We start from the raw sequence: 22256 nt of genomic DNA on the forward strand, positions 1-22256 counted from the left end.
CAGCGCCCGCGCGCAGAGAATGCCTCAGCGCGGCGTCAGCTGGTGGCGCGCGGCAAGCTGGGTCATGTCCTTGCGCAGATGTGCGACAGCGGTTTCAGCATAGGAGCGCATGACCCAGATCTCGATCGCCGAGGGCAGCCGGGTCAGCAGAACAGCCATATGGTGCCACTCGGTCCGCGCCGTGGCATGGGGCGGAAAGACCTGCGCGCGCAGATCGAGCGGTGTGCCCCGTGCCAACACGTCCTCGATCCCGGGCCCGGACAGGCGCAGCCGCGCCCAGCCATCGGAAATCTCGACGGTGGCCGCAAGTGTTTCGGGAACGGCGCCATCGGGCAGCGCGCCCAGGGCAAAGACGTGTTCTCGCCCGGCCCAGAGGAGCTGCAGATCCGGTGATTGGGCGGAGCGACCAGGCGCGGGGAGCGCCAACCCCGTCGCGGCTTCCATCGCTTCGGAGGCCGGCGCCAGCTGACCTGGATAAGGCAGGATGGCATGGATCGGCTCCGGCGCGGGCTCCGTCAGGATCCACGGGCCGATCTGCACCGGTTTCAAATATCCCAGCGCCGTTTCTGCGATCAGGTCAGTCACGGGCCAGCCCTCCGTCCGGATCATAGGCCACAGGATCGGTGACGCGGCAGTCCGTCTCTACGCGGCGCAGGTGGTCCACGAGGCGCACGATCTCTCCATGCCGCCCCCGTCCTGCGCGCAGAAACCCGAGGGCCAGGGGTGTGCCCAGGCTTGGGGAGACGCAGTTGCTCGTCACATGGCCCTGACTGGTCTTGGGGGTAAGGTCCGCGCCCGCCGGGAAAAGATGCGCCCCTGCCGGAAGCGCCGTGCGCCCATCCAGCGGGCGCAGACCGACGAGTTGGGGGCGATCCGGATCCGCCAGTCCCGGGCGCAGGCGTGCCGTGGCCCCGATGAAGTCCTTGTCTTTCGCCACCATCCGGTCGAGCCCCAGATCGCCTGCCGTCACCCGGCCATCCATCTCCGCATGGGTGAGAAACCCTTTCTCGATCCGCAGCACATTCAGCGCCTCCATCCCGTAGGCGCCGCCGCCCAGCGCCTCGGCCTGCAGGACCAACTTGTCATAAAGAGATGCTCCGAACCGGGCGGGCATGGCCAGCTCGAACCCCAACTCCCCGGAGAAGGAGATCCGAAAGAGCCGACCCGCCACCCCGTCGAGATCCACTGCGCCGCAGGACATGAAGGGAAAGCGGGCCGCCTCGGGGGCTTCCGATAGCACGCCGCACAAAAGCTCCCGCGCCCGCGGCCCCGCGATCGCAAACTGCGCCCAATGCTCGGTCACCGACAGGAAACGCAGGCGCAGCTCAGGCCGCAGGCATTGCTGCACGAAATCCAGATGCTGCATCACCTGCCCCGCCGCCGCCGTGGTGGTCGTCAGCACAAAATGGTCAGGCGCGAGGCAGGCGACCGTGCCGTCATCCATCACATGACCGTCCTCGCGCAGCATGATCCCGTAGCGGCACCGCCCGGGGCGCAGGCTCGAGATCCTGTTGGCATAGACGAAATCGAGGAAGGCCCCGGCATCCGGCCCTCGCAGCTCGATCTTGCCGAGGGTGGAGACATCGCAGATCCCGACAGCCTCGCGCACGAAGCAGACCTCCCGGTTGCAAGCGATCCGCCAGTCCCGCTCCCCCGGGCGGGGATAGTGGCTCGGACGGTACCAGAGCCCGGCCTCCAGCATCGGCGCGCCTGCTGCAACCGTGGCCGTGTGAGAGGTCATGCGCCGCTCGGGCGCGAACCCTTTGCTCTGCGCCCCTGCCCCCATCGCCGCCAGGGTGACCGGCGTATAGGGCGGGCGGTAAGTGGTCGTGCCGGTCTCCTTGATCCCGCGCCCTGTCGCATCGGCCAGCACCGCGAGCGCAAGAAGGTTCGAGCTCTTGCCCTGATCCGTGGCCATGCCCTGGGTCGTGTAGCGCTTCATATGCTCGACGCTGGTGAGGTTCTCGGCCGCCGCCTGACGCACGTCCTTGACGGTGACATCGTTCTGAAAATCGAGCCAGGCGCGATCCTTGCCCGGGCGCGGCCCATCCACGGCATAGATCGGCGCGATGGCATAGGGCGCATCCTCGGCCTCGGGGATCGGCGGCATCGCGGCGCGCGTCCCAAGCTCGGACAGCGCCTGCAGCGCGCCTTCTGCCCCGGATCTCAAGGCGCTATGGGTCGAAAACACGCCCGCCGCCGCGCCGACAGCCGAGAGCCCGGGCACGGCCCCTGGTCTCGGGACAAACGCGGCGAGGTCCGGATCCCAGACGGGGCGACCATTCATATGGCATGTCAGATGCACCGCCGGGTTCCAGCCACCGGAGACCCCCAGGGCGTCCACGGCCAGCTGTGTCTCTCCGCTGGCGGTCTGCACTATGATCTCCTCCAGCCCGAGGCGCCCCTTGGAGCCGGTAACCTGCGCCCCGCGCAACACCGGATAGTCGCCCTCCGGCGCGTCCGGCCGGGTGTCGATCATGGCGACAACCTCAAGGCCTTGGACCTGCAGATCACGGGCGGTGCGATGGGCGTCATCGTTATTGCCGAACACCGCCACGCGCCGCCCAGGCACCACAGCAAAGCGGTTGGCATAGCTGCGCAAAGCCGCCGCCGACATGATCCCGGGCCGGTCATTCATGGGAAAGGCAATCGGGCGTTCCTGTGCTCCGGCCGCGAGGATCGCGCGGCGCGCCGTGATGCGCCAGAAGCATTCGCGCGGCAGTGCCTCGGGCGGGTTCGGCAGGTGCAGGCCCACCCGCTCGAGCGCGCCAAACACGCCGCCATCATAGGCCCCGGTCACCGTTGTGCGCATCATGCGACGCACCCGGCCCGTAGCCTCCAGCTTGCGGACTATCTCCGCCACCCAATCCAAGCCTGACAGGCCGTCCACCGTCTCACGCTCGGACAGGAGCCGCCCGCCGCAGGTGGTGTCCTCCTCGGCCAGGATCACATCCGCGCCCGCCTCTGCTGCCGTCAGCGCCGCCATCAGCCCTGCCGGACCCGCGCCGATCACCAAGAGGTCGCAATGGGCGAAGGCCTTTTCATAGGGTTCCCTATTGGCCTGCCCCGACAGCGCGCCCAGCCCGGCGGCGCGACGGATCAGCGGCTCATAGACCCGCTCCCAGAAGCGGCGCGGCCACATGAACGTCTTGTAATAGAACCCCGCCCCCAGAAAGCGCGATGCGAGATCGGTCACTTCCATCAGGTCATAGCGCAGGGAGGGCCAGCGGTTCTGGCTCCGGGCATAAAGGCCCTGATAAAGCTCAATCTGCGTGGCGCGGACATTCGGCACCTGACGGGCGAACTGGCCGACCTGCATCAGGGCGTTGGGCTCATCCGACCCGGCAGACCAGAGCCCGCGCGGGCGGTGATACTTGAAGGACCGCCCCACAACACGGATGTCATTGGCCATCAGGGCCGAGGCGAGCGTGTCGCCTGCGAACCCGCCCATCCAGGCATCGTCGAACTGAAACCGCACGGGGCGGTCACGATCGATCAGCCCCCCCTGGGCGAGCCTCATGCTGCGCCCTCGGCGCGCGCGAGTGCGACATCGATGATCTCGTGGGAGCGGGTGTCGCGCCGCACGCGCAGCCAGGCCCCGCACCCCAGCCCGTGATACCAGAGCTCCAAGGTCTCCCCCGCCGGGTTGTCCCTCAGGTGGAGATAGGCGTCATAACCGTCCGCATCCCCAAGCTCAGGGCGCGCGAGATAGGTGTCGTCCCCGAGATAGGTGAATTCGCGCAGGTCACGCGCGCCGCAGAGGGGACAGGAAATGCGCACTCGGGCTGCCTCTTCGCTGGTGTCTGACCGCCACTAAAGCCGCCTGATCGCAACCTGACAACAGATCGGCGTCGTTCGATGGAAGGATTTGCGACTTGCAGGACGGGCTTGCCGCGCGCTTGAGATCCTCCAAGCAGCGCGCCGGTACGGACCCACCGCGCCCTTTGCAGGACACATACCCGTGCTCAGAGCCGCCATCCTGCGCGCTGCGAACCAGCGCTTAGTGGAAATTGTGCTGACTGCCCGTCCCTTCTTCATCGATCAGATGCCCGCTCCGAAACCGGTCGAGCCGGAAGCGCCGGGCGACCTCATGGGGGGTCTCCGTCGCCATCAGGTGCGCGAGGCACCAGCCCGAGGCCGGTACCGCCTTGAACCCGCCATAGCACCAGCCCGCATTCACATAGAGGCCCTCGACCGGGCTGTGATCGATGATCGGCGAGCCATCCGGCGTCATATCCATGATCCCGCCCCAGGATCGGAGCATCTTCGCCTTTCCGATCATCGGCATCAGGGTCATGCCCGCCTCCACCACATGCTCGGCCATGGGCAGATTGCCCCGCTGCGCATAGGAGGCGTAGAAATCCAGATCCCCGCCAAAGACGAGCCCGCCCTTGTCCGACTGGCTGATATAGAAATGCCCCATGCCATAGGTGATGACCTGATCGATGCAGGGCTTGAGCCCCTCGGTCACAAACGCCTGGAGGACATGGCTCTCGATCGGCAGGCGGAACCCGGCCATCTCGGCCACCTGGCTGGAGCGTCCGGCAACGACCATGGCGACCTTGGGCGCGGCGATGGGGCCGCGGGTTGTCTCGACGCCCTTGACCGCGCCGCCCTCGATCCGAAAGCCCGTGACCTCGCAATTCTGGATCAGATCCACGCCCAACCGGTCCGCCGCCCGCGCATAGCCCCAGGCCACCGCATCATGGCGCGCGGTCCCGCCGCGCTTGTGCCAGAGCCCGCCATAGATCGGAAACCGAGTTTGTTCGTAGTCGAGATAGGGCACCATCCGCTGCAAGGCCGCCCGGTCCAGAAGGATCGCATCATCCCCCCGGTTGATCATCGCATTGCCCCGGCGCGCGGCCGCGTCCCGCTGCCCGTCCGAGTGGAACAGATTGATGATTCCGCGCTGGGAATGCATGGCGTTGAAATTGAGATCTGCCTCCATCCCCTCCCAAAGCTTCAGGGAGTGGGAGTAGAACTCCGAATTCCCCGGCAGCAGATAGTTCGCCCGCACGATGGTGGTGTTTCGCCCCACATTGCCGCCGCCGAGATAACCTTTCTCCAGCACGGCGATCCGCGTCATCCCGTGGTTGCGCGCGAGGTAGTAGGCCGTGGCCAAACCGTGACCTCCGCCCCCAATGATCAGCGCGTCATAGCTGGCCTGCGGCGCGGGGCTGCGCCACAGGGCGGGCCAGCCGCGATTGCCACGCAGCCCCTGCTTGAGAATTTCGAATGCCGAATAACGCATGCGCGTCCTGCCTTTTCGGGCTGCGACCGGGATCTGAGGCGCAGCTTAACAAAGCCTGCGCCCCATGCACGCCCTTGATGGACGTGGTCTGCGCGCGGCCAGAGGGGTTTAACGGGACCTTCATTCAACCGCGTGCATAGAGAAGCCGAGAATGACGGCGCAGGAAACCGGCGGCATTTGAGCGGCTTGTCCCGGTTCTTGACCAAGCTTGCCCGATTTCTGCCGCAATATCGCGGAGACTTGCGGGGCGGAGTTGCGTTCCGCATGGCGTGTGAAAGTAGGTGTGCAATGAGACTGGGCGATGGCGAAGACCCCAAGGGGCGCGCGACCCCTCTGACCGCCTTGGTGCAGTTCTGGAAAGACGAATCCGGGGTTCTGACCGGGTTCTCTCTCTATATCTTCATCCTGATGATGATGATCGCAGGGCTGACGATCGACATCATGCGCTATGAAGCCGTGCGCACACGGCTGCAGGCCACGTCGGATCGCGCGGTGCTGGCTGCGGCCGATCTCGATCAGACCACGGATGCCGTTGCGGTGGTTGAGGATTACTTCGCGAAAGCCGGCATGGCCGATTATCTTGAGGGGGTGCAGGTCGCCAAGGGCCTGAACTACAAGGAAGTGGAGGCGCGGGTGAGCGCCGAGATCCCGACCTGGTTCATGAACATGTCCGGGATCGACACCCTCAACGCTTTCGCCCGGAGCAAAGCCGAAGAGCGCATCCAGAACATCGAAGTGTCGCTTGTCGTGGACATCTCCGGCTCCATGGGCAGCAACAGCAAGATCCAGAACCTGCGCACCGCGGCGGACAAGTTCGTCCGCACGATGATGGCGGCCAATGACAATATCACCGAGGATGGCACCGGGCTCACCTCGGTCTCGATCATCCCCTATCACGCGGTGGTCAATGTGCCGGATTACCTGCTGGCGAAATACAATGTCTCGAAGCAGCAGGAAGTGACCAATTGCGTGCGGTTCGCGCCCAGCGATTTCCAGTCGATCTCGCTGAGCACCACTGACGCGCTGGACCGGCTGGCTCATTTCGACCGCAATAACAGCAACCTCTACACCCAGAACGGGGATCGCAAGATCAAGCGGCCCTGGTGCCAGACGGGTGACTATGGCGCCATCCTGCCCCTGTCGACCAATCTCAACGATCTGACCGCGAAAGTCGCCTCTCTTGGGGCAAGCGGCAACACGGCGACGGATCTGGGCATGAAATGGGCCGCCGCTCTGCTGGATCCGGGCACCCAGGATGTGGTGACCGATCTCATCGACGAAGGCCACTTGGATGCGGCATTGGACGGGCGACCGGTCGCCTATGAGGATACCGAGACGATCAAGGTCGTGGTGCTCATGACCGACGGGGAAAACACCTCGCAATACGACCTGAAGAACAAGTTCAAGGGCACCATGTCGCCGGTCTGGTGGGATGAGGATAGTGACGAGTTCTTTGTTTATTTCCAGAACCGCGCCGATCAGGGCAAGCAGCCCTGGTGGGATGTGGGTCGTAGCCCGGAAAGCGATACGAATGGCAATGACGCGAAATACGGGGATGGCGATTGGGACCCCCAGATCGAGCGCCCCGATGCGCGACAGCTCAGCCATGCGGAACTCTTCGGCACCTTCAGCGTGCGTTATGTGTCCGAGTATTTCTTCCGGGTCGAGAATGACAGCCAGTCCAGCATCCGCAACGATTACCGCAACGCGGTAACCCGTTACACGGGCAACAGCACGGCGGACGACTACACCGAAGTGCTCTGTGACAAGCTCAAGGCCAAGGATGTGGTGATCTTCACCATCGGGTTTGAGGCGCCGGATCGCGGTCAGACCCTGATGAAATACTGCGCATCCTCGTCCGGGCATTATTTCGACGTGAAGGGCGTCGAGATTTCCGAGGCGTTCAGCTCAATCGCTAACACGATCCAGCAGCTGAGGCTGTCCTTGTGAGACGGGCCTTGCGGAAATTCCTGTGTCATGACGAGCGTGGCACGGCCACGGTCGAGTTCGTGATCGTGTTTCCGCTGATCATCGCGGTCTTCATGTCGACCTTCGAGGCAGCAATGCTCACTGCGAAATACACGATGATGGAGCGTGCGCTGGACCTGACTATCCGGGAGTTGCGCCTGAACGCCGACACGCCGCTCAGCGAGAGCGATGTGAAGGACATGATCTGTCAGGAGACCCTGCTGATCGCCGATTGCCGCTCGACGATCGTGGTGGAGATGACCGAGATCAACCCACCGGTTTGGACTTGGCCCGCGACCCGGGCGGCCTGCGCCGACCGGATCAACGACACCCTCCCGGTGGTGACCTATACCCAGGCCCAGGCGAACAAGCTGGTCCTCGTGCGGCTCTGTACAATCGTGGATCCCTGGTTCCCCCTGACAGGCCTGGGGCTCGCCCTCTCCAAGGATGAAAGCGGCGGCTACCAGATGACCACCGCCTCGGCCTTTGTGGCAGAACCGTGAGGGGCGCAGCATGAACGCTTTCCGCATCGACCGGCTTGCCCGACGTTTTGTCCGCGATGAACAGGGGCTCGTGATCACCGAGTTTCTCTTTGCCATGTGCTGGCTCTGCTGGTGGTATGTGGCGAGTTTCGCGATCTTCGACGGGTTTCGCCAATACAACGCCTCGATCAAGGCGACCTACACGGTGGGCGATATCCTCTCCCGGCAGATGGTCGAGATCGATGAAAGCTTCCTCGACGGGTTGCAAGGCCTCTATGAGTATCTGATCAAGTTCGGCAGCGATGCGGAGCTGCGCTATACCTCCCTGAAATGGGTCGATGCGCGTTCGCAATACGAGGTCGACTGGTCCTACGCCACGGGCACCCGTGGTGACCTGACCACAGCGGACCTGACCAGCATGACCGACCGGCTGCCGCGATTGGTGGATGGCGAGCATGTGCTGCTGGTCGAAAGCTGGTCGACCTACAACACGCTCTTTTCCGTCGGGGTGAGCCAGGGCTTGCAGTTCAACAATTACATGGTGACCTCGCCACGCTTCGCCCCACGCGTGGTCTTGCCCCAGAACTAGCTGCCGTCGCGGGCCGACAGGGTCATCGCGATGGTCTCGGCAATGACATCGCCCTGGGCCTTGTGGGTTACGCCGCCCACGCCGACGAACCGCCCCAGCCGCCAGTAGAGCCCGGGCATCCAAGCCCGCTCCTTCGGTTCCGCGAGACGCAGCAGAAACCCGTTCGACGGCTTGAAGGCAAAGGCCCCCCGGTTCACCGACACGATCTCGGAGAGCAGACAAATCACCTCGCCATCGGCGCGGTAAAGCCCATCCTCGCGCAGCTCCAACCCTTGTGGACGCGCCTGCACCATGGCGATCCCCAACCACCCGGCCCCGGCCGTCATCACCCCCAGAAACACCAACCAGCCCATCGCAGCGGGCGGATGCAGCACGAGCACATAGCCCAGCAGGAACGCCAGCAAGAACAACATCGCAGCCGAGACGCCGCGTTTGAACGGCGCCGGGGTCAGGTGCAGGACCGGTCGCTCCGGCAGGTCGAACTCCTCCGACGCGCTCACAGGGGCACCGCAAGACTGTCGGCCAGACCGGTTTGGCTGTCGGAGACCATCTGGCGCACCATGGCGAGGTAGATCCGCTCGATCTCCGCCCGGTCGAGACGACCATCATCCCGGTACCAGGTGGTCAGCCCCGTCAGCATCGCGATCAACGCCATGGTGGCAAGCTTGGTATCGGGCACCGCAAACAACCCGGCCGCCTTGCCGCGTTTCAGAATCGTCTCCAGCAGCGTCTCATATTGCAGACGCAAATCCGCGATATGGGCGAAATTCTCGGGCGTCAGATTGCGCAGCTCCATATAGGAGATGAACACGGCCTCGGCCCGGTCCAAATGAAAGGTGATGTGAAAGCGCGCGAACGTGTCGAGCGCCTCGGGTGGCGGTCCGCTCAGATCGACTCCAGAGACCGCCTCCATCAACTCCTCCATATGCACGCGCATCAGATCAAAAAGCAGCGTCTGCTTGTCCGGCGTATAGAGATAGAGCGCGCCCGCCTGCACCCCGACCTCGCGGGCGATCTGGCGCATGGACACCGCCGCGAAGCCATCGCGCGCGATCAGCTGCTGCGCCGCCGCCCGGACCTTGGGTCCGGTGATGTCAGAATGGGATCCGGTTTTCCGCGCCATGGGCTGAGCCTAGGTGAACGCCCGTTCAATTGACAGCGGCTTTTTTCGCTTTGCCCAAAGGTTTCGCTTTAGCGCCCCCGGCGCGCGACATAAGCTGTGGCCATGCGGCGCCTCCTCCTTTCTTTCACGCTCCTTCCGTGGCTGCTTGCCGGTTGTGCGGATCTGACCTTTCTCGACCCGGCAGTGACCGAGGCGGGCCGCAATGACCCGGCGCCGGAGCTCCTGCCGCGCAGCGCCCTCAACCTGCCCGGCGCCGAGGAGGCCGCGCCGGACGAGGAAACCGAGCGCCTGCTGAACCGCGGGGCCGCGCTGCAACGGCGGGCTGCGGCATCGCAATAGAGCTACCGCGTTGCACGCAGCGGTTTGATTGATTACGAGAACGCCAATTCTGTTTGCTCATCGCTCACCGTCGGAGGCAGCCCCATGACGTCCCCTCTTCGCCTAGGCATCGCCGGGCTCGGCACAGTTGGTGCCGGCGTCGTCAAAATCGTAGCCGGCAAAGCCGACCTGCTGAGCGCACGCGCCGGTCGCCCGGTCGAGATCACCGCCGTGTCCGCGCGCAGCCGCGACAAGGACCGTGGCGTGGATCTGAGCAGCTATGCCTGGGAAGACGATCCGGTAGCCCTGGCGACCCGCGATGACGTGGATGTCTTTGTCGAGCTCATGGGCGGCGAGGCGGGTGCGGCCAAGGCTGCGACCGAAGCCGCACTGAAGGCAGGCAAAGATGTCGTCACGGCGAACAAGGCGATGCTTGCCATCCATGGGCAGGCGCTGGCCGAGACGGCAGAAGCGGCGGGTCATGTGATCCGGTTCGAGGCCGCCGTGGCCGGGGGCATCCCCGTGGTCAAGGGTCTGACCGAGGGCCTCGCGGGCAATGACATCCTGCGCGTCATGGGCGTGATGAACGGCACCTGCAACTACATCCTTACCCGGATGGAGGCCGAGGGTCTGGGTTATAACGTGCTCTTTGAGGAGGCGGGCAAGCTCGGCTATCTCGAGGCGGATCCGACCCTCGATGTGGGCGGGATCGATGCGGGCCACAAGCTGGCACTGCTGGCCTCCATCGCCTTTGGCACCAAGGTGGATTTCGAGGGCGTCGAGCTTGAAGGGATTGACCGGGTCACCCTCGAGGACATCCGGCACGCAGCAGATATGGGCTTCCGGATCAAGCTGCTCGGCGTGGCCCAGCGCAGCGGACGCGGGCTGGAGCAGCGCATGCGCCCCTGTCTGGTCCCGGCAACATCGCCCCTTGGTCAGCTTGAAGGCGGCACGAATATGGTCGTGATCGAGGGCGACGAGGTCGGCCAGATCGTGCTGCGCGGCGCGGGTGCGGGCGAAGGACCCACCGCCTCGGCGGTCCTCTCGGACATCATGGATATCGCGCGCGGCGACCGGATCTCGACCTTTGGCCAACCCGCCGCGTCCCTTGTGACGCCCATCCGCGCGCAATCGGCAGTAGCCGCACCCTATTACTTGCGGCTGGAGCTCGAGGACAAACCCGGCGCGCTTGCCAAAGTGGCCAGCGTGCTCGGGGATGCCGGGGTCTCGATCGACCGGATGCGGCAATACGGGCATGAGGATGCCTCGGCGCCCGTGCTGATCGTGACCCACAAGGCGGCCCGCAATGCCATCGACACGGCCCTTGAGGCGCTGCCGAAAACCGGCGTGGTACTGGGGGACCCGGTCGCGCTGCGGATCGAGGCGGACTGACCGAACCATTTGCCGCTGTGACGAATGCGCCATTCCCCGCTTCTGTTGCGGGCGCACGGGTTTTCTTTGCAGTGCAGCATCGGTATCCATACGCCAGCGACTTTTTTTGCTGACAAGGACACCCTATGACCGCCGCTGCCGATTTTAACGACCGTATGCTTTCCCTGGGCCTGGCCCGTGTCGCCGAGCAGGCTGCTCTCGCCTCCGCGAATCTGATCGGGCGGGGCGATGAGAAAGCGGCGGATCAGGCCGCTGTGAACGCCATGCGCGACCAGCTCAACATGCTCGACATCAACGGTGTGGTGGTGATCGGCGAGGGCGAGCGGGACGAAGCCCCGATGCTCTATATCGGCGAAGAAGTGGGCACGGGATCCGGCCCGGCCGTTGACATCGCGCTCGACCCGCTCGAGGGGACGACCCTGACCGCCAAGGACATGCCCAACGCCCTGACCGTGATTGCCATGGGGCCGCGCGGCTCGATGCTGCACGCGCCGGACGTTTATATGGACAAACTGGCGATCGGCCCGGGCTATCCGACCGACACCGTGACCCTTGACATGAGCCCGTCCGAGCGGGTCCATGCCCTCGCCAAGGCCAAGGGTGGCTCCGCCGAGGACGTGACTGTCTGCGTTCTGGAGCGTCCGCGCCACGAAGAAACCATCGCCGAGATCCGCAAGACCGGCGCCGCGATCCGCCTGATCACCGATGGCGATGTGGCCGGGGTCATCCACTGCGCCGAGGCTGCGATCACCGGGATCGACATGTATATGGGCTCCGGCGGCGCGCCCGAAGGTGTTCTGGCCGCTGCGGCCCTGAAATGCATGGGCGGGCAGATGTATGGCAAGCTACTCTTCCGGAACGACGATGAGATCGGTCGCGCCCGCAAGGCCGGGATCGAGGATCTCGACCGCGTCTATACCCGCGACGAGCTGGTGACCGCGGATGTGATCTTTGCCGCGACCGGCGTGACGGACGGCTCCATCGTGTCCGGCATCAAGCGCGAGGTTGGTTATCTGACGACCGAGACGATCCTGATGCGTTCCAAGACCGGGTCCGTGCGTCGCATGATCTACCGGAACCCGACCACAGCCGCCTGACATGACCGACGCCCCTGCGTTTCTGGGGGTTCACGCGTCGATCACTGGTCGGCGATGGACAGGTCTGTCCGCCGAGCAGGACCGCGCGGCCGAGCATCTGGTGCAGATCACCGGCCAGCCCGATGCCTTGTGCCGGGTGCTGGCCCGGCGCGGTGTCGCCCCGGAGGAGGTGGAGGCGTTTCTCGCCCCCACCCTGCGGGATCTGCTGCCGGATCCCCGCGCCCTGCGAGATATGGAGACCGCCGCCGCACGGCTCAACGCCGCCGTGACGCGGTCGGAGCGGATCGCGATCTTTGCCGATTATGACGTGGATGGCGGATCCTCCGCCGCCCTCCTGTTGTCCTGGCTGCGGGCGCGCGGGCGGGATGCGACGCTCTATATTCCGGACCGGATTGACGAGGGCTATGGGCCGAACACCCCGGCCATGACCAAGCTCGCGGCGGGTCATGACCTGATCCTCTGCGTCGATTGCGGGACCCTGTCCTTCGAGCCCATTGCGGCGGTTGAGGGTGCGGATGTCATCGTGCTCGACCACCATCTCGGGGGTGAGGAGCTGCCAGAGGCCCTGGCCGTGGTGAACCCGAACCGTCAGGACGAGGATGGCGCGCTCGCCCATCTTTGTGCGGCGGCGGTGGTGTTTCTCGCTCTGGTGGAGGCCAACAGGCAGTTGCGCGCAGCGGGGGAGCCCACCCCCGACCTGATGGGGCTGCTGGACCTCGTGGCCCTCGCCACCGTGGCCGATGTGGCCCCCCTGACCGGGGTGAACCGGGCTTTTGTGCGGCAGGGCCTCTCGGTGATGGGGCGCCGGGCGCGCCCCGGCCTGACAGCGCTTGCGGATGTCGCCCGGCTCGACACGGCGCCCTCGGCCTATCATCTGGGGTTCGTTCTGGGGCCGCGTGTGAATGCCGGGGGTCGCATCGGCGCAGCGGATCTCGGCGCGCGGCTGCTGTCGACTGCGGATCCCCATGAAGCCGCCGCTTTGGCGGAGCGGCTCGACGCGCTCAACACGGAACGGCGCGAGATCGAGGCCAGTGTCCGCGCCCAGGCGCTCGCGCAGGCAGAGGAGCGCGGGCTGGACCTGCCCCTGGCCTGGGCGGCGGGCGATGGCTGGCATCCGGGCGTCGTGGGCATCGTGGCCTCGCGCCTGAAGGAAACCGCGCAGCGCCCCTCGGTCGTGATCGGGTTCGACGGCGATGACGGCAAGGGCTCGGGCCGCTCGGTTCCGGGCATTGATCTCGGCGCGGCGATCCAACGGCTGGCCCAGGAGGGGCTGATCGAGAAAGGCGGCGGGCACAAGATGGCTGCCGGGCTGTCCCTCAGCCGCGCGCAGCTTGACCCGGCCATGGCGCGCCTCTCGGCCTTGCTGGCTCAACAAGGCGCAGACGCGCTGGGACCCAGCGCGCTGAAGCTGGACGGTGTGCTTGCGCCTGCCGCCATCACGCCTGAGCTCATCACCCAGATCGAGGCCGCAGGTCCCTTTGGCGCCGCCGCCGCAGCACCGCGCTTTGCGCTTCCCAATGTGCGGATCAGCTTTGCCAAGCGAGTGGGTGACACCCATCTGCGCGTCACCTTTACCGGGCCTTGCGGCACGCGGATGAACGCCATCGCGTTCGGGGCGTTCGACAGCCCGCTCGGCCCGTTTCTGTCGGCGCTGGACCCGCCGCCGCTGCACCTTGCGGGCCGGATCGAGATCAACAGCTGGGGTGGTCGGCAGACGCCACAGCTACGGATTGAGGACGCGGCCCCGGCCTCCTGAGGCGCGGCAAAATTTGCCACGCAAATTCGTGCATTTTCCGCTTGCGCGTCTCGAAGGCTTTGCCTAGTAACCTCTCCACGATCTGAGTGGCCCGTTCGTCTATCGGTTAGGACGCCAGGTTTTCAACCTGGAAAGAGGGGTTCGATTCCCCTACGGGCTGCCATTTTTTGATCGTACCGCGTTGATCTGAAACGCTTCCTCTCCGCAGAACATACCCGCAGAAATTCAGCGATGGACTCCTAGTTATTCGCTCGCATCGCGGCGGTGACTCGCGCGGTGGCGCCCCGCTTTCCGGGGCGCACTCACCGACCCTCTCAGGGCAGAAGCGCGCGGATCTCTTCGAGAAGTGGTGTGTTGACCGAGCGTGGCCCCGGATCGCGGCGCGCAGCGTGGCGCTTGGCACCGGGCAAGCGCGCGCCGTCGATATCGCCATAGCGATCCACGAAACGCTCGGTCTGCGCGGCCCATTCCGTGCCGGAAAACACATCCGGCGACATCGCGAGAATGAACTGCCCCCCCTGCGCCGGGCCGCCATCGCCATTGTCGCGCTCTTTGGATTCGTAGGAGAACGCCTCCCCCACCATGGGTCCCGCGAGCAGCTCGATCATCAGCGCCAGCGCCGAACCCTTGTGACCGCCAAAGGGCAGCAGCACGCCCTTGGCGATCTCGGCCGCATCCGTGGTGAGCTCGCCCTCGGGCGAAAGTCCGGTGCCCAAAGGCACCGCATGGCCTTCGCGCGCCGCAATCTGCACCTCGCCCATGGCCATGGACGCCGTCGCCATATCGATCACGATCGGGTCCTGCCCCGGGCGCGGCCAGGCAAAGCCGAACGGGTTGGTGCCAAAGATCGGCGCCCGCCCTCCATGGGGGGCGACCCAAGGCAGGTAGGAGACACAGGTGATGCCCACGAGCCCTGCCTCGGACAGCGTCTCGATCTCGGGCCAGAGCGCTGCGAAATGGTGGCAGCGCTGGATCGAGACACCGGCAAGACCAAAGGTCTGGGCCGCCTCGATCAGCGCCGGCAGGCAGGTCTTGTGGGCCATGGGCGCGAAAGCGTTGCGCGCATCGCAGCGCATCACCGCCGGTGTCGTCGCATTCAGCTCGGGGCGCGCATCGCCCTTCACCTTGCCGCTCTTCAGCGCCTTCACATATCCCGGCACCCGGAAGAGGCCGTGGGACAGGGCCCGGTCCCGCTCCGCCCTAGTGACGGTTTCAGCCACGGCGGCAGCATTGGCGGCATCGGCGCCATGGGCCTGCAAAACGGCGAGAACCAGCGCGTGGATATCCTCAAGGGACAGATCGGTCGTGGGTGCTATGGGACTGCTCCAACATTTTCCTGGATGGCGGCCTTGTAGAGCGCGCGGATCCGCTCGGTCATCGGGCGCGCGCCGGTGCCTATGGGCTTGCCATCAATCTCGCTCACCGGGGTTTGCGCCCCGAAGGTTCCGGTCAGGAAAGCTTCCTCCGCCCCGTAGGCTTCGTAAAGCGAATAATTCTTCTCGAAGACCGGAATGCCATCCGCCCGGCACAGGTCGATCACCTTCTGCCGGGTCACCCCATTCATGCAGTAATCCCCGGTGGAGGTCCAAACCTCGCCGCGACGCACGATGAAGAAGTTGCAGGCATTGGTGGTGTTCACGAACCCATGGGGGTCCAGCATCAGCCCCTCATCCGCCCCGGCCTGCTCGGCCTGCAAGCAGGCGATCACACAGTTCAGCTTGGAATGGCTGTTATACTTGGCGTCCTGGGTCATGGGCAGCCCGCGCGCCTGAGGCACCGTGGCGAGCCGGATGCCCCGGGTCTGCAGCGCTTCGACCGGGCGCGAATGCTCCATGATGATGACCAGCGTCGGCCCCGACCGGCTGAGCGAGGGGTGCTGGAACGGTTTGTCCTTGATCCCCCGGGTCAGCATCATCCGGCAATGGGCATTGTCGGTCATCCCGTTCGCCTCGGCAGTCATGGTCAGCGCTGCGAGGATCCCCTCCGCATCCATCCCCACATCCAATGAGACCGCTTTGCAGGAATTGAAAAAGCGGTCCATATGCTCGTCGAAGAACGCCCATTTCCCATTGTAGAGGCGCATCCCCTCCCACATCCCGTCGCCCAGCATGAAGCCACTGTCATAGACCGAGACCTTGGCCTCATCCCGGTGCAAAAGCGCGCCATTCACATAGATCTTGATATCGCGGTTGCGGATATCGTCTTCGGCGGTGTGGGTGGTGTGCGTGTCTCCGGTCATCGGAACGGGTCTTTCTCAGTCATAGGGTTTCGCATGGGGGTCGGGGTCCTCCGCATCATCGGTCCGCGCGCTTGGCGCGCTGCTCGAGATAGGCGCCATAGCGCGAGAGGCCGAAGGCAAACGCGAAGTAGATCGCGCCCACAAACACATAGACCTCGATGAACTGTCCACTCCAATCGCCCCGCCCGATGGCGGCATTGGCCGAGGCCATGATCTCGAAGAACCCGATGATGGTGACGATGGAGGTTTCCTTGAAGGTAATCACCACCTGATTGATCGTCGCCGGCAGCGCGTTGCGGAAGGCCTGGGGCAACAGGATCAGGAAGACCACGCCGAAGTAGTGCAGGCCAAGGGCGGCGCCCGCCTCCTCCTGCCCTTCGGGGATGGCCTGCAGGCCTGCGCGGATGATCTCGGCCTGATAGGCGGAGAAGAAAATCGTGAAGGCGATGATCACACGCATGAGCTTGTCGCCCTGAGCCCAGTCCGGCACCACGAAGGGCACCACAACCGCGGCGGCAAAGAGCAGGGTCAGCAAAGGCAGCGATCGGATCGTGTCGATGAAGAGGCCCACGACCTTGCGGATCACCGGCAGTTTCGACCGCCGCAGAAGTGCGAGACAGATCGCCAGCGGCATCCCGAAGACCAACGCCGAGGCAAAGAGCAGCACCGTGAGGGACAGCCCGCCCCATTTCTCGGTCGTGACCACTTCAAGCCCCAGAAACCCGCCATACATCAGCGCGAGGAACGTGCCGAAGCCCAGCACCCAGAGGATCGCCAGACGGCTCATCTTCCAGAACCACGGAATGCAGGAACAGACCGCCACGAGGATGATCGCGAGGCAGGCCAGGGCCGAGCGCCAGTGCTCTTCGTAGGGGTAGAGACCGAAGAGGATCAGCCGTCCGCGAGCGTTGATCACCGCCCAGCAGGCCCCGCTCACCTCGCGGCAGGCGGCACCGGACTCGGCCTCAAGGACCGTGTCGACCAGCGCCCAGTCGAGCACTTGCCAGAGGGCCCAGGCCACCCCGATCCCGAAGATCAGCGTGATCAGCCCATCAAACCAGGTCGCGAAGAGGCGGCGGCGGATCCAGCGGAGCGCACCCAGTTGGACCGGAGGCGCGGCGGGGGTGTCGGTCATCATCGCCATCACTCTGCCTCCCGTCCCTTGATCGCGAGCCGCTTGTTGATGATGTTCATCACGGTCCCGATGGAGAGGTTGATCAGCAAAAAGCCCGCCATCAGAAGTCCCAGAAGCTCCATGGTCTGGCCGCTCTGGTTGATCGAGGTGGAGACGATCATGAAGTAATCCGGGAAGCCGATGGCAATGCCGATCGTCGTGGCCTTCATCAACCAGATGTATTGGTTCGAGAGCGCTGGCAGCACCGCGCGGATCGCCAGCGGGATGCGGACCAGCCGGTTGACCTGCCAGGGGCTGAGGCCCAGCGCCATGGCGGCTTCGGTCTTGCCCACATCCACCGACAGAAACCCGCCGCGAAAGATCTCGCCCACATAGGCCGCGCCAAAGACCGTGATGGCAATCAGCAGCGCCGAGAATTCAGGCTTGATCGCAAAGCCCCCGACAAAGCGCAGGCCTTTGAGTTCCGGGATCGAGACCAGCGCGGTCTCCGGTGTGCGCCCGGTCAGGAGCAGCACCAGAAAAAGCACGAACCCCAGCCCGATCAAGCAAGGCCAGAAGAGATTGGCACGCAGCTGCCCTTGCAGGGTCAGCCGACGCAAGAGCCCCCAGAGCAGAGCCAGCCCCGCCGCCAAGAGCAGTACATCCCAAAGCCCGAAATCCAACCCCGGCAGCATGATCCCGCGGTTCGAGATATAGCCAAGCCCGCCCAGCGAGATCGCCTCGCGCGGGCGCGGCAGATGGGTCATCACCGCGTACCAGAAAAACGCCTGCAGGATCAGCGGGACGTTGCGGAACACCTCCACATAGACCGTGCCGATCAAGTTCAGCACCGCATTGCTGGAGATCCGCGCAAGGGCCAGCACGACCCCCAGAATGGTCGCGAAGCAAAGGCCCAGCAGCCCGACCACCAGCGTGTTGAGCAGCCCAGCCGTCAGCATCCGCGCATAGCTGGAGCGGTCCGTCACCTCGATCAGCGCGAAATTGATGGGCCAGCCCGTGCTCCGCTCGAGAAAGCCGAAGCCGGTCGCGATACCTTGGGACAGAAGGTTATCCCGGGCGATCACGGTGAAACTGACCACCAGCCCGACCACAACCACCAAGAAGGTGCCCTGGATCAGCCAGTGTTTGACATTGATGCGGGTCGGAGCGGTTCGGGCCATGGCGCATGAGGGGAGCGGGCCGCGCAAGGCAGCCCGCCCCCACCTCTCTTAGTCGAGGACCAGCGGATAGAGCATGCCGCCATTGGTCCAGAGGTGGTTCTTGCCGCGCGGCAGTTTGTAGGGGCTGTTCTCGCCCACCGTGCGGTCATAGATCTCGCCGTAGTTTCCGACGGCCTTGATCATGTTGTAGGCCCAGTCATCGGACAGGCCGAGCCGCTCGCCCACGCCCGGGCTGACGCCCAGCAGACGCTCGACGGAGGCCGAAGGCGGGTTGGCGCGGATTTCATCCACATTGGCCATAGTGATGCCATTTTGCTCTGCCATCAGGAGGGCCGAAACCATCCAGTTGATGATGTCGATGAAGCCGTCATCCCCTTCGCGGGCGGCAATCCCCTCGGGCTCCAGCGCCAGAACCTCGTCGAGAATGGTGAAGTCGTCGGCATTGGGCGCGTTGAAACGGGTGGCCGCGAGAAAGGGGCCAAAGCCCGCCAGCGCATCGCAACGCCCGGCATAGAGCGCTGCACGCAGCTCCTCACCCTTTTCGAAGTTCAGCGCCTCATAGGAGATCCCGCGCGCGCCCATATAGTCCGCCACGATCCGTTCGATCGAAGTGCCCGCATTGATGCAGAAGACACCACCTTCGAGATCCGCGGTGCTCTCCGCCCCGATATCGGACCGTACGAGAACGTTGGTCGGCCCGATGAAATAGGTGCGCCCGTATTGCAGGCCGAGCTCGGTATCGCGGCTCTGGGTCCAGCCGGTCACCTTGATGATGACGTCGATATCGCCCGATTGCAGCGCCGGGAACCGTTGAGCCCAGCTCACCGGGATGATCTGCAGCGCGTCCGGCGAGCCGAGAATGGTCGTGGCCAACGCCTTGCAGAACTCGATATCGAACCCGGTCCATTCGCCCTGATCATCCACCTCGGCAAAGCCCAGATAGCTGCCATTATGGCCGGTGCAGAGAAGCGTCCCCCGCTCCTTGATCGCGGCGACCGTCGGGCCCGGGTCTGCGGCCTGGGCCGCCGTGGCCATCCCGAGGACAGCCGCCGTTGCGGTCAGTCGTGTGAATAGGTTTCCAATCATTTGGTCCTCCTGAAGTTGGACAGGTTGTTATGCGTCGATGCTTGGCAGGTGATGGGTGAGCGGGGTCGCGTCCTCGACCGCGAGGCGCGCGAGCCGCGTGAGCTGATCATGGGGCAGCTCAAAGCCGATCCCGGGTGGGTCCGGCAGAGCAAAGCTGCCCTTGCTGGGACGCGCCTCGAGCCGGTCGAAGAAGACGTGATGGACATAGTGGTATTCCACATGGGCAATCTGCGGTGAGGCTGCGGCCATCTGGGCTGCCGCGAGGAACGCGAAGGCGGTCGAGGAAACCTCGAGCGACAGCTCAACCGGCGTCTCCGTCACAAGATCGCAGAGCGCCCGGATCCGGGACACACCGCCCACGGCGATGGGCGCGACCTGCAGGAAACGCACACAGCCCTCGGCCACCAGTTGCGTCTGCAACTCGGGGCGGTACTCCGCCTCCACGGCCATGACGGGCACGCCCGCATCCGTCAGCGCGCGCATGCCTGCGAGATCCGAGGCTGGGACCGGCGATTGAAACGCGAGGATCCGGTCCCCGGGCAGGCGGTCAAAGAGCGCCTGCGCTTCTGCCGCGGAATAGCTGTAGACGCCGTCGACAATCAGGCGCTTGCCGGGTGGCAAAGCCTGCAGCGCCGCCAGCACCCGCGCCGCATCATCCGCTGCCGGCAGCGCGCCGATCTTCATCTTGGCCGTGTCGTGCCCATCCGCAACCATGCCCGCGATCTCGTCCCGCAGATGGGCCGCCGTCTTGTCGAGGCCATAGAGCCCGCCACTGCCATAGACCCGCGCCTCCCCCGGCCCCGCCGGATCAAGAAGCTGCCACAAGGGCTTGCCCGCCTGGCGCGCGCGCAGATCCCAAACCGCAAGATCAAACCCCGAGAGGGCCGAGCAAAGGATCCCGTGCCGGGCGGTCAGGGTGGCCTTGTCCAGCATCCGCCCGGAAATCTCTTCGAGCGCATCGAGCGGCGCGCCGAGGAACTGCGGCACAACTTCCGTCCGCAGGAAAGCGATCAGGGCATCCGGAGCCGCGTCAAAGCACCAGCATTCCCCGATCCCGATCTGCCCCGTATCGTCCTCGACCGCGAGGAACACGGCGAATTTGTCGGACCAGCGGATCGCCGGGTTCCAGACCTTGCCGCCCAAAGCGTTGCAATGGCTGAGGATCTCGACACGCGTAATGCGGCTCATTTCGCCCCCTCCGGCCAGATGTCGAGCGCCATCAGACGCTCTTCGGGCTGGTGGTGCAGCGCCTTGAGGAAGCGGTCGTGGAACTGCATCGTATGGGCATGGGCCAGTTGATCGGCGAGCGCGATGTCCTGCGCCTCAATCGCGTCCACGATGTCGAAATGCTGATCCCGCAAGAGCGAGCGATCCCGCTTGGTGTCGAGATAGTCGATATGGATATGCAGCAGGCGCCGTGTCTCCGACAGAAGCTCCCCATATTGCCGTTGCACGACCTTGTTCTTGCTCGCGGCGCCCACGGCAGCGTGGAACTCGTAATTGGCCTGAATGATCGCGAGCCCACCCCCGGCAACCGCATGCTCGTTATAGGCCGTCGCCAGAGCGCGGAGGCGCGTCACATCCTCTTCCGTGCGATGCTCCGCCGCGAGCCGGGTCGCAAAGCGTTGCTGCACATCGAAGGCCTGAATGAATTGCGGGAAGTTGCGCAGGTCCACCGGTGCCACCACGGTGGAGCGGTTCGGCAGGGTCTGCACCAGACGCTCGACCAAAAGCCGGTTCAACGCCTCCCGCACGGGCGAGCGCGACACCCCGAAACGCTCGGACAGGGCGGTCTCGTCCAGCGGGCTCCCGGGTTCAAGCTGAAGGGTCAGGATTTCGGTGCGCAGGCGATCGCAGATCTCGGTCGCGGCCGACCCTCTCCGATACTTCGTGCGCTCCATGACGTGTCCCTTCCCGAGTCGGGAAAATCTTGCATACAGCTTGTCGACAAATCAAGTTAAACAGAAATCCGCCTCAGCATTCCTGCAACATGCTGATCTGAAGCGTATTTTGGAGGCGCGAAGCGGTCGAAGCTTCGGCTCTATGCTCAGAAAAGCCGCGATCCGGGGCTCAGGAGCCGGATTCCTTCACCGACTCCATGGCCACATAGGTGGAGGAGTTGGACACATAAGGCAGGGTCGAAATCCGCTCCCCCAACACCCGGCGATACTCCAGAATATCCCGCGAGCGGACCTTGAGCAGATAGTCAAAGGGCCCCGCGATCATGTGGCATTGCTCCACCTCCGGCAGGGCGCGCACCGCGTCGTTGAAGGCGCGCAGAGCGGCCTCCTTCGTGTCGCTGAGCTTGACCTCGACAAAGGCCACATGGCTGCGGTCGAGCTTCACCGGGTTCACCACGGCGCGGAACCCGAGGATATACCCATCGCGGATCAGCCGGTTGAGCCGCACCGTGCAAGGTGTCTTGGACAGGCCCAGCCGCTGCGCCAGTTGCGTGACGGTCATGCGCCCGTCCACAGACAACTCATCAATGATCCTGCGATCCATTTGGTCAAGTTCACTCGTCTGGGCCATTTCCGAAGTCATCCTGATTTTCACAGATCCAAAAATAGGTGATTATCCCCTTAAAACTCAAGAACTAAGGGAAACTGACTATCGCAAGGGTGATATGCTGTGCGGAACACCCTCCAAGGAGCGCAGAT

Annotated in this window: 21 protein-coding genes and 1 tRNA gene; 8 read left to right on the forward strand and 14 right to left on the reverse strand. The window is 64.7% G+C overall.

The features are described 5' to 3' along the window. Window positions 1-24: 24 nt before the first annotated feature. The 4 genes from ACP153_RS10760 to ACP153_RS10775 form a co-directional block, all read right to left on the reverse strand. Window positions 25-585 (reverse strand): sarcosine oxidase subunit gamma, encoded by a 561-nt coding sequence (locus ACP153_RS10760; RefSeq protein WP_424970988.1) that lies wholly within the window; start codon window positions 583-585, stop codon window positions 25-27. After that, window positions 578-3520, reverse strand: coding sequence for a sarcosine oxidase subunit alpha family protein (locus ACP153_RS10765; RefSeq protein ID WP_424970989.1), 2943 nt, complete (start codon window positions 3518-3520; stop codon window positions 578-580). Before ACP153_RS10765 ends, ACP153_RS10760 begins: the two co-directional genes overlap by 8 nt. Continuing rightward, a complete protein-coding gene (locus ACP153_RS10770; RefSeq protein WP_424970990.1) occupies window positions 3517-3780 on the reverse strand; it encodes a sarcosine oxidase subunit delta in 264 nt (87 codons plus the stop codon). Before ACP153_RS10770 ends, ACP153_RS10765 begins: the two co-directional genes overlap by 4 nt. Window positions 3781-4000: 220 nt before the next feature. Further along, a complete protein-coding gene (locus ACP153_RS10775; protein WP_424970991.1) occupies window positions 4001-5251 on the reverse strand; it encodes a sarcosine oxidase subunit beta family protein in 1251 nt (416 codons plus the stop codon). A gap of 288 nt (window positions 5252-5539) precedes the next feature. On the opposite strand from ACP153_RS10775, the gene ACP153_RS10780 reads away from it, so the two are divergent. From ACP153_RS10780 to ACP153_RS10790, 3 genes are read left to right on the forward strand one after another with little or no spacing between them, the layout of a single operon-like run. Beyond that, a complete protein-coding gene (locus tag ACP153_RS10780) occupies window positions 5540-7201 on the forward strand; it encodes a pilus assembly protein TadG-related protein (RefSeq protein WP_424970992.1) in 1662 nt (553 codons plus the stop codon). Continuing rightward, window positions 7198-7722 carry a TadE/TadG family type IV pilus assembly protein gene (locus ACP153_RS10785; RefSeq protein ID WP_424970993.1) on the forward strand — a complete coding sequence of 175 codons (525 nt, stop codon included), beginning with the start codon at window positions 7198-7200 and terminating at the stop codon, window positions 7720-7722. The genes ACP153_RS10780 and ACP153_RS10785 overlap by 4 nt, the downstream gene beginning before the upstream one ends. Window positions 7723-7732: 10 nt before the next feature. After that, window positions 7733-8290, forward strand: a complete 558-nt coding sequence (locus tag ACP153_RS10790) for a TadE/TadG family type IV pilus assembly protein (RefSeq protein ID WP_424970994.1) — start codon at window positions 7733-7735, stop codon at window positions 8288-8290. Here ACP153_RS10790 and ACP153_RS10795 read toward each other — a convergent pair. After that, window positions 8287-8790: a hypothetical protein gene (locus ACP153_RS10795; protein WP_424970995.1), complete on the reverse strand. Its 504-nt coding sequence runs from the start codon at window positions 8788-8790 to the stop codon at window positions 8287-8289. The genes ACP153_RS10790 and ACP153_RS10795 overlap by 4 nt on opposite strands. Further along, window positions 8787-9413: a TetR/AcrR family transcriptional regulator gene (locus ACP153_RS10800; protein WP_424970996.1), complete on the reverse strand. Its 627-nt coding sequence runs from the start codon at window positions 9411-9413 to the stop codon at window positions 8787-8789. Before ACP153_RS10800 ends, ACP153_RS10795 begins: the two co-directional genes overlap by 4 nt. A gap of 102 nt (window positions 9414-9515) precedes the next feature. Here ACP153_RS10800 and ACP153_RS10805 point away from each other — a divergent pair, with 102 nt between their 5' ends. From ACP153_RS10805 to ACP153_RS10825, 5 genes are all read left to right on the forward strand, one after another. After that, window positions 9516-9752 carry a hypothetical protein gene (locus ACP153_RS10805; RefSeq protein ID WP_424970997.1) on the forward strand — a complete coding sequence of 79 codons (237 nt, stop codon included), beginning with the start codon at window positions 9516-9518 and terminating at the stop codon, window positions 9750-9752. 84 nt (window positions 9753-9836) lie between these two features. Beyond that, window positions 9837-11123 (forward strand): homoserine dehydrogenase, encoded by a 1287-nt coding sequence (locus ACP153_RS10810; protein ID WP_424970998.1) that lies wholly within the window; start codon window positions 9837-9839, stop codon window positions 11121-11123. 125 nt (window positions 11124-11248) lie between these two features. After that, a complete protein-coding gene (gene glpX, locus ACP153_RS10815) occupies window positions 11249-12220 on the forward strand; it encodes a class II fructose-bisphosphatase (protein ID WP_424970999.1) in 972 nt (323 codons plus the stop codon). A 1-nt stretch (window position 12221) separates the two neighbouring features. Next, the gene (gene recJ, locus ACP153_RS10820; protein ID WP_424971000.1) at window positions 12222-13976 is read left to right on the forward strand and encodes a single-stranded-DNA-specific exonuclease RecJ; all 1755 of its coding nucleotides are present in this window, start codon (window positions 12222-12224) and stop codon (window positions 13974-13976) included. 88 nt (window positions 13977-14064) lie between these two features. Further along, window positions 14065-14139 (forward strand) — tRNA-Glu (locus ACP153_RS10825). Between the two features lie 151 nt (window positions 14140-14290). Here the strand turns inward: ACP153_RS10825 and ACP153_RS10830 are convergent. The 8 genes from ACP153_RS10830 to ACP153_RS10865 all read right to left on the reverse strand — a co-directional run bounded on the left by ACP153_RS10830 (window position 14291) and on the right by ACP153_RS10865 (window position 22140). Continuing rightward, on the reverse strand, window positions 14291-15292 hold the full coding sequence (locus ACP153_RS10830) for an Ldh family oxidoreductase (protein WP_424971451.1): 1002 nt from the start codon (window positions 15290-15292) through the stop codon (window positions 14291-14293). Next, the gene (locus tag ACP153_RS10835; RefSeq protein ID WP_424971001.1) at window positions 15289-16215 is read right to left on the reverse strand and encodes an aminotransferase class IV; all 927 of its coding nucleotides are present in this window, start codon (window positions 16213-16215) and stop codon (window positions 15289-15291) included. Before ACP153_RS10835 ends, ACP153_RS10830 begins: the two co-directional genes overlap by 4 nt. 55 nt (window positions 16216-16270) lie before the next feature. After that, a complete protein-coding gene (locus ACP153_RS10840) occupies window positions 16271-17359 on the reverse strand; it encodes an amino acid ABC transporter permease (protein ID WP_424971002.1) in 1089 nt (362 codons plus the stop codon). Then, window positions 17359-18510: an ABC transporter permease subunit gene (locus tag ACP153_RS10845; RefSeq protein WP_424971003.1), complete on the reverse strand. Its 1152-nt coding sequence runs from the start codon at window positions 18508-18510 to the stop codon at window positions 17359-17361. The genes ACP153_RS10840 and ACP153_RS10845 overlap by 1 nt, the downstream gene beginning before the upstream one ends. A gap of 48 nt (window positions 18511-18558) precedes the next feature. Beyond that, a complete protein-coding gene (locus ACP153_RS10850; RefSeq protein WP_424971004.1) occupies window positions 18559-19596 on the reverse strand; it encodes a transporter substrate-binding domain-containing protein in 1038 nt (345 codons plus the stop codon). A 27-nt stretch (window positions 19597-19623) separates the two neighbouring features. Further along, window positions 19624-20784: a mandelate racemase/muconate lactonizing enzyme family protein gene (locus tag ACP153_RS10855; RefSeq protein ID WP_424971005.1), complete on the reverse strand. Its 1161-nt coding sequence runs from the start codon at window positions 20782-20784 to the stop codon at window positions 19624-19626. Then, window positions 20781-21497 (reverse strand): GntR family transcriptional regulator, encoded by a 717-nt coding sequence (locus tag ACP153_RS10860; protein ID WP_424971006.1) that lies wholly within the window; start codon window positions 21495-21497, stop codon window positions 20781-20783. The genes ACP153_RS10855 and ACP153_RS10860 overlap by 4 nt, the downstream gene beginning before the upstream one ends. 169 nt (window positions 21498-21666) lie before the next feature. Further along, window positions 21667-22140, reverse strand: a complete 474-nt coding sequence (locus tag ACP153_RS10865; RefSeq protein WP_424971007.1) for an Lrp/AsnC family transcriptional regulator — start codon at window positions 22138-22140, stop codon at window positions 21667-21669. Between the last annotated feature and the right edge of the window lie 116 nt (window positions 22141-22256).

It is taken from the genome of Dinoroseobacter sp. S76 (genome assembly GCF_049801095.1).
Classification (GTDB): Bacteria; Pseudomonadota; Alphaproteobacteria; order Rhodobacterales; family Rhodobacteraceae; genus Dinoroseobacter.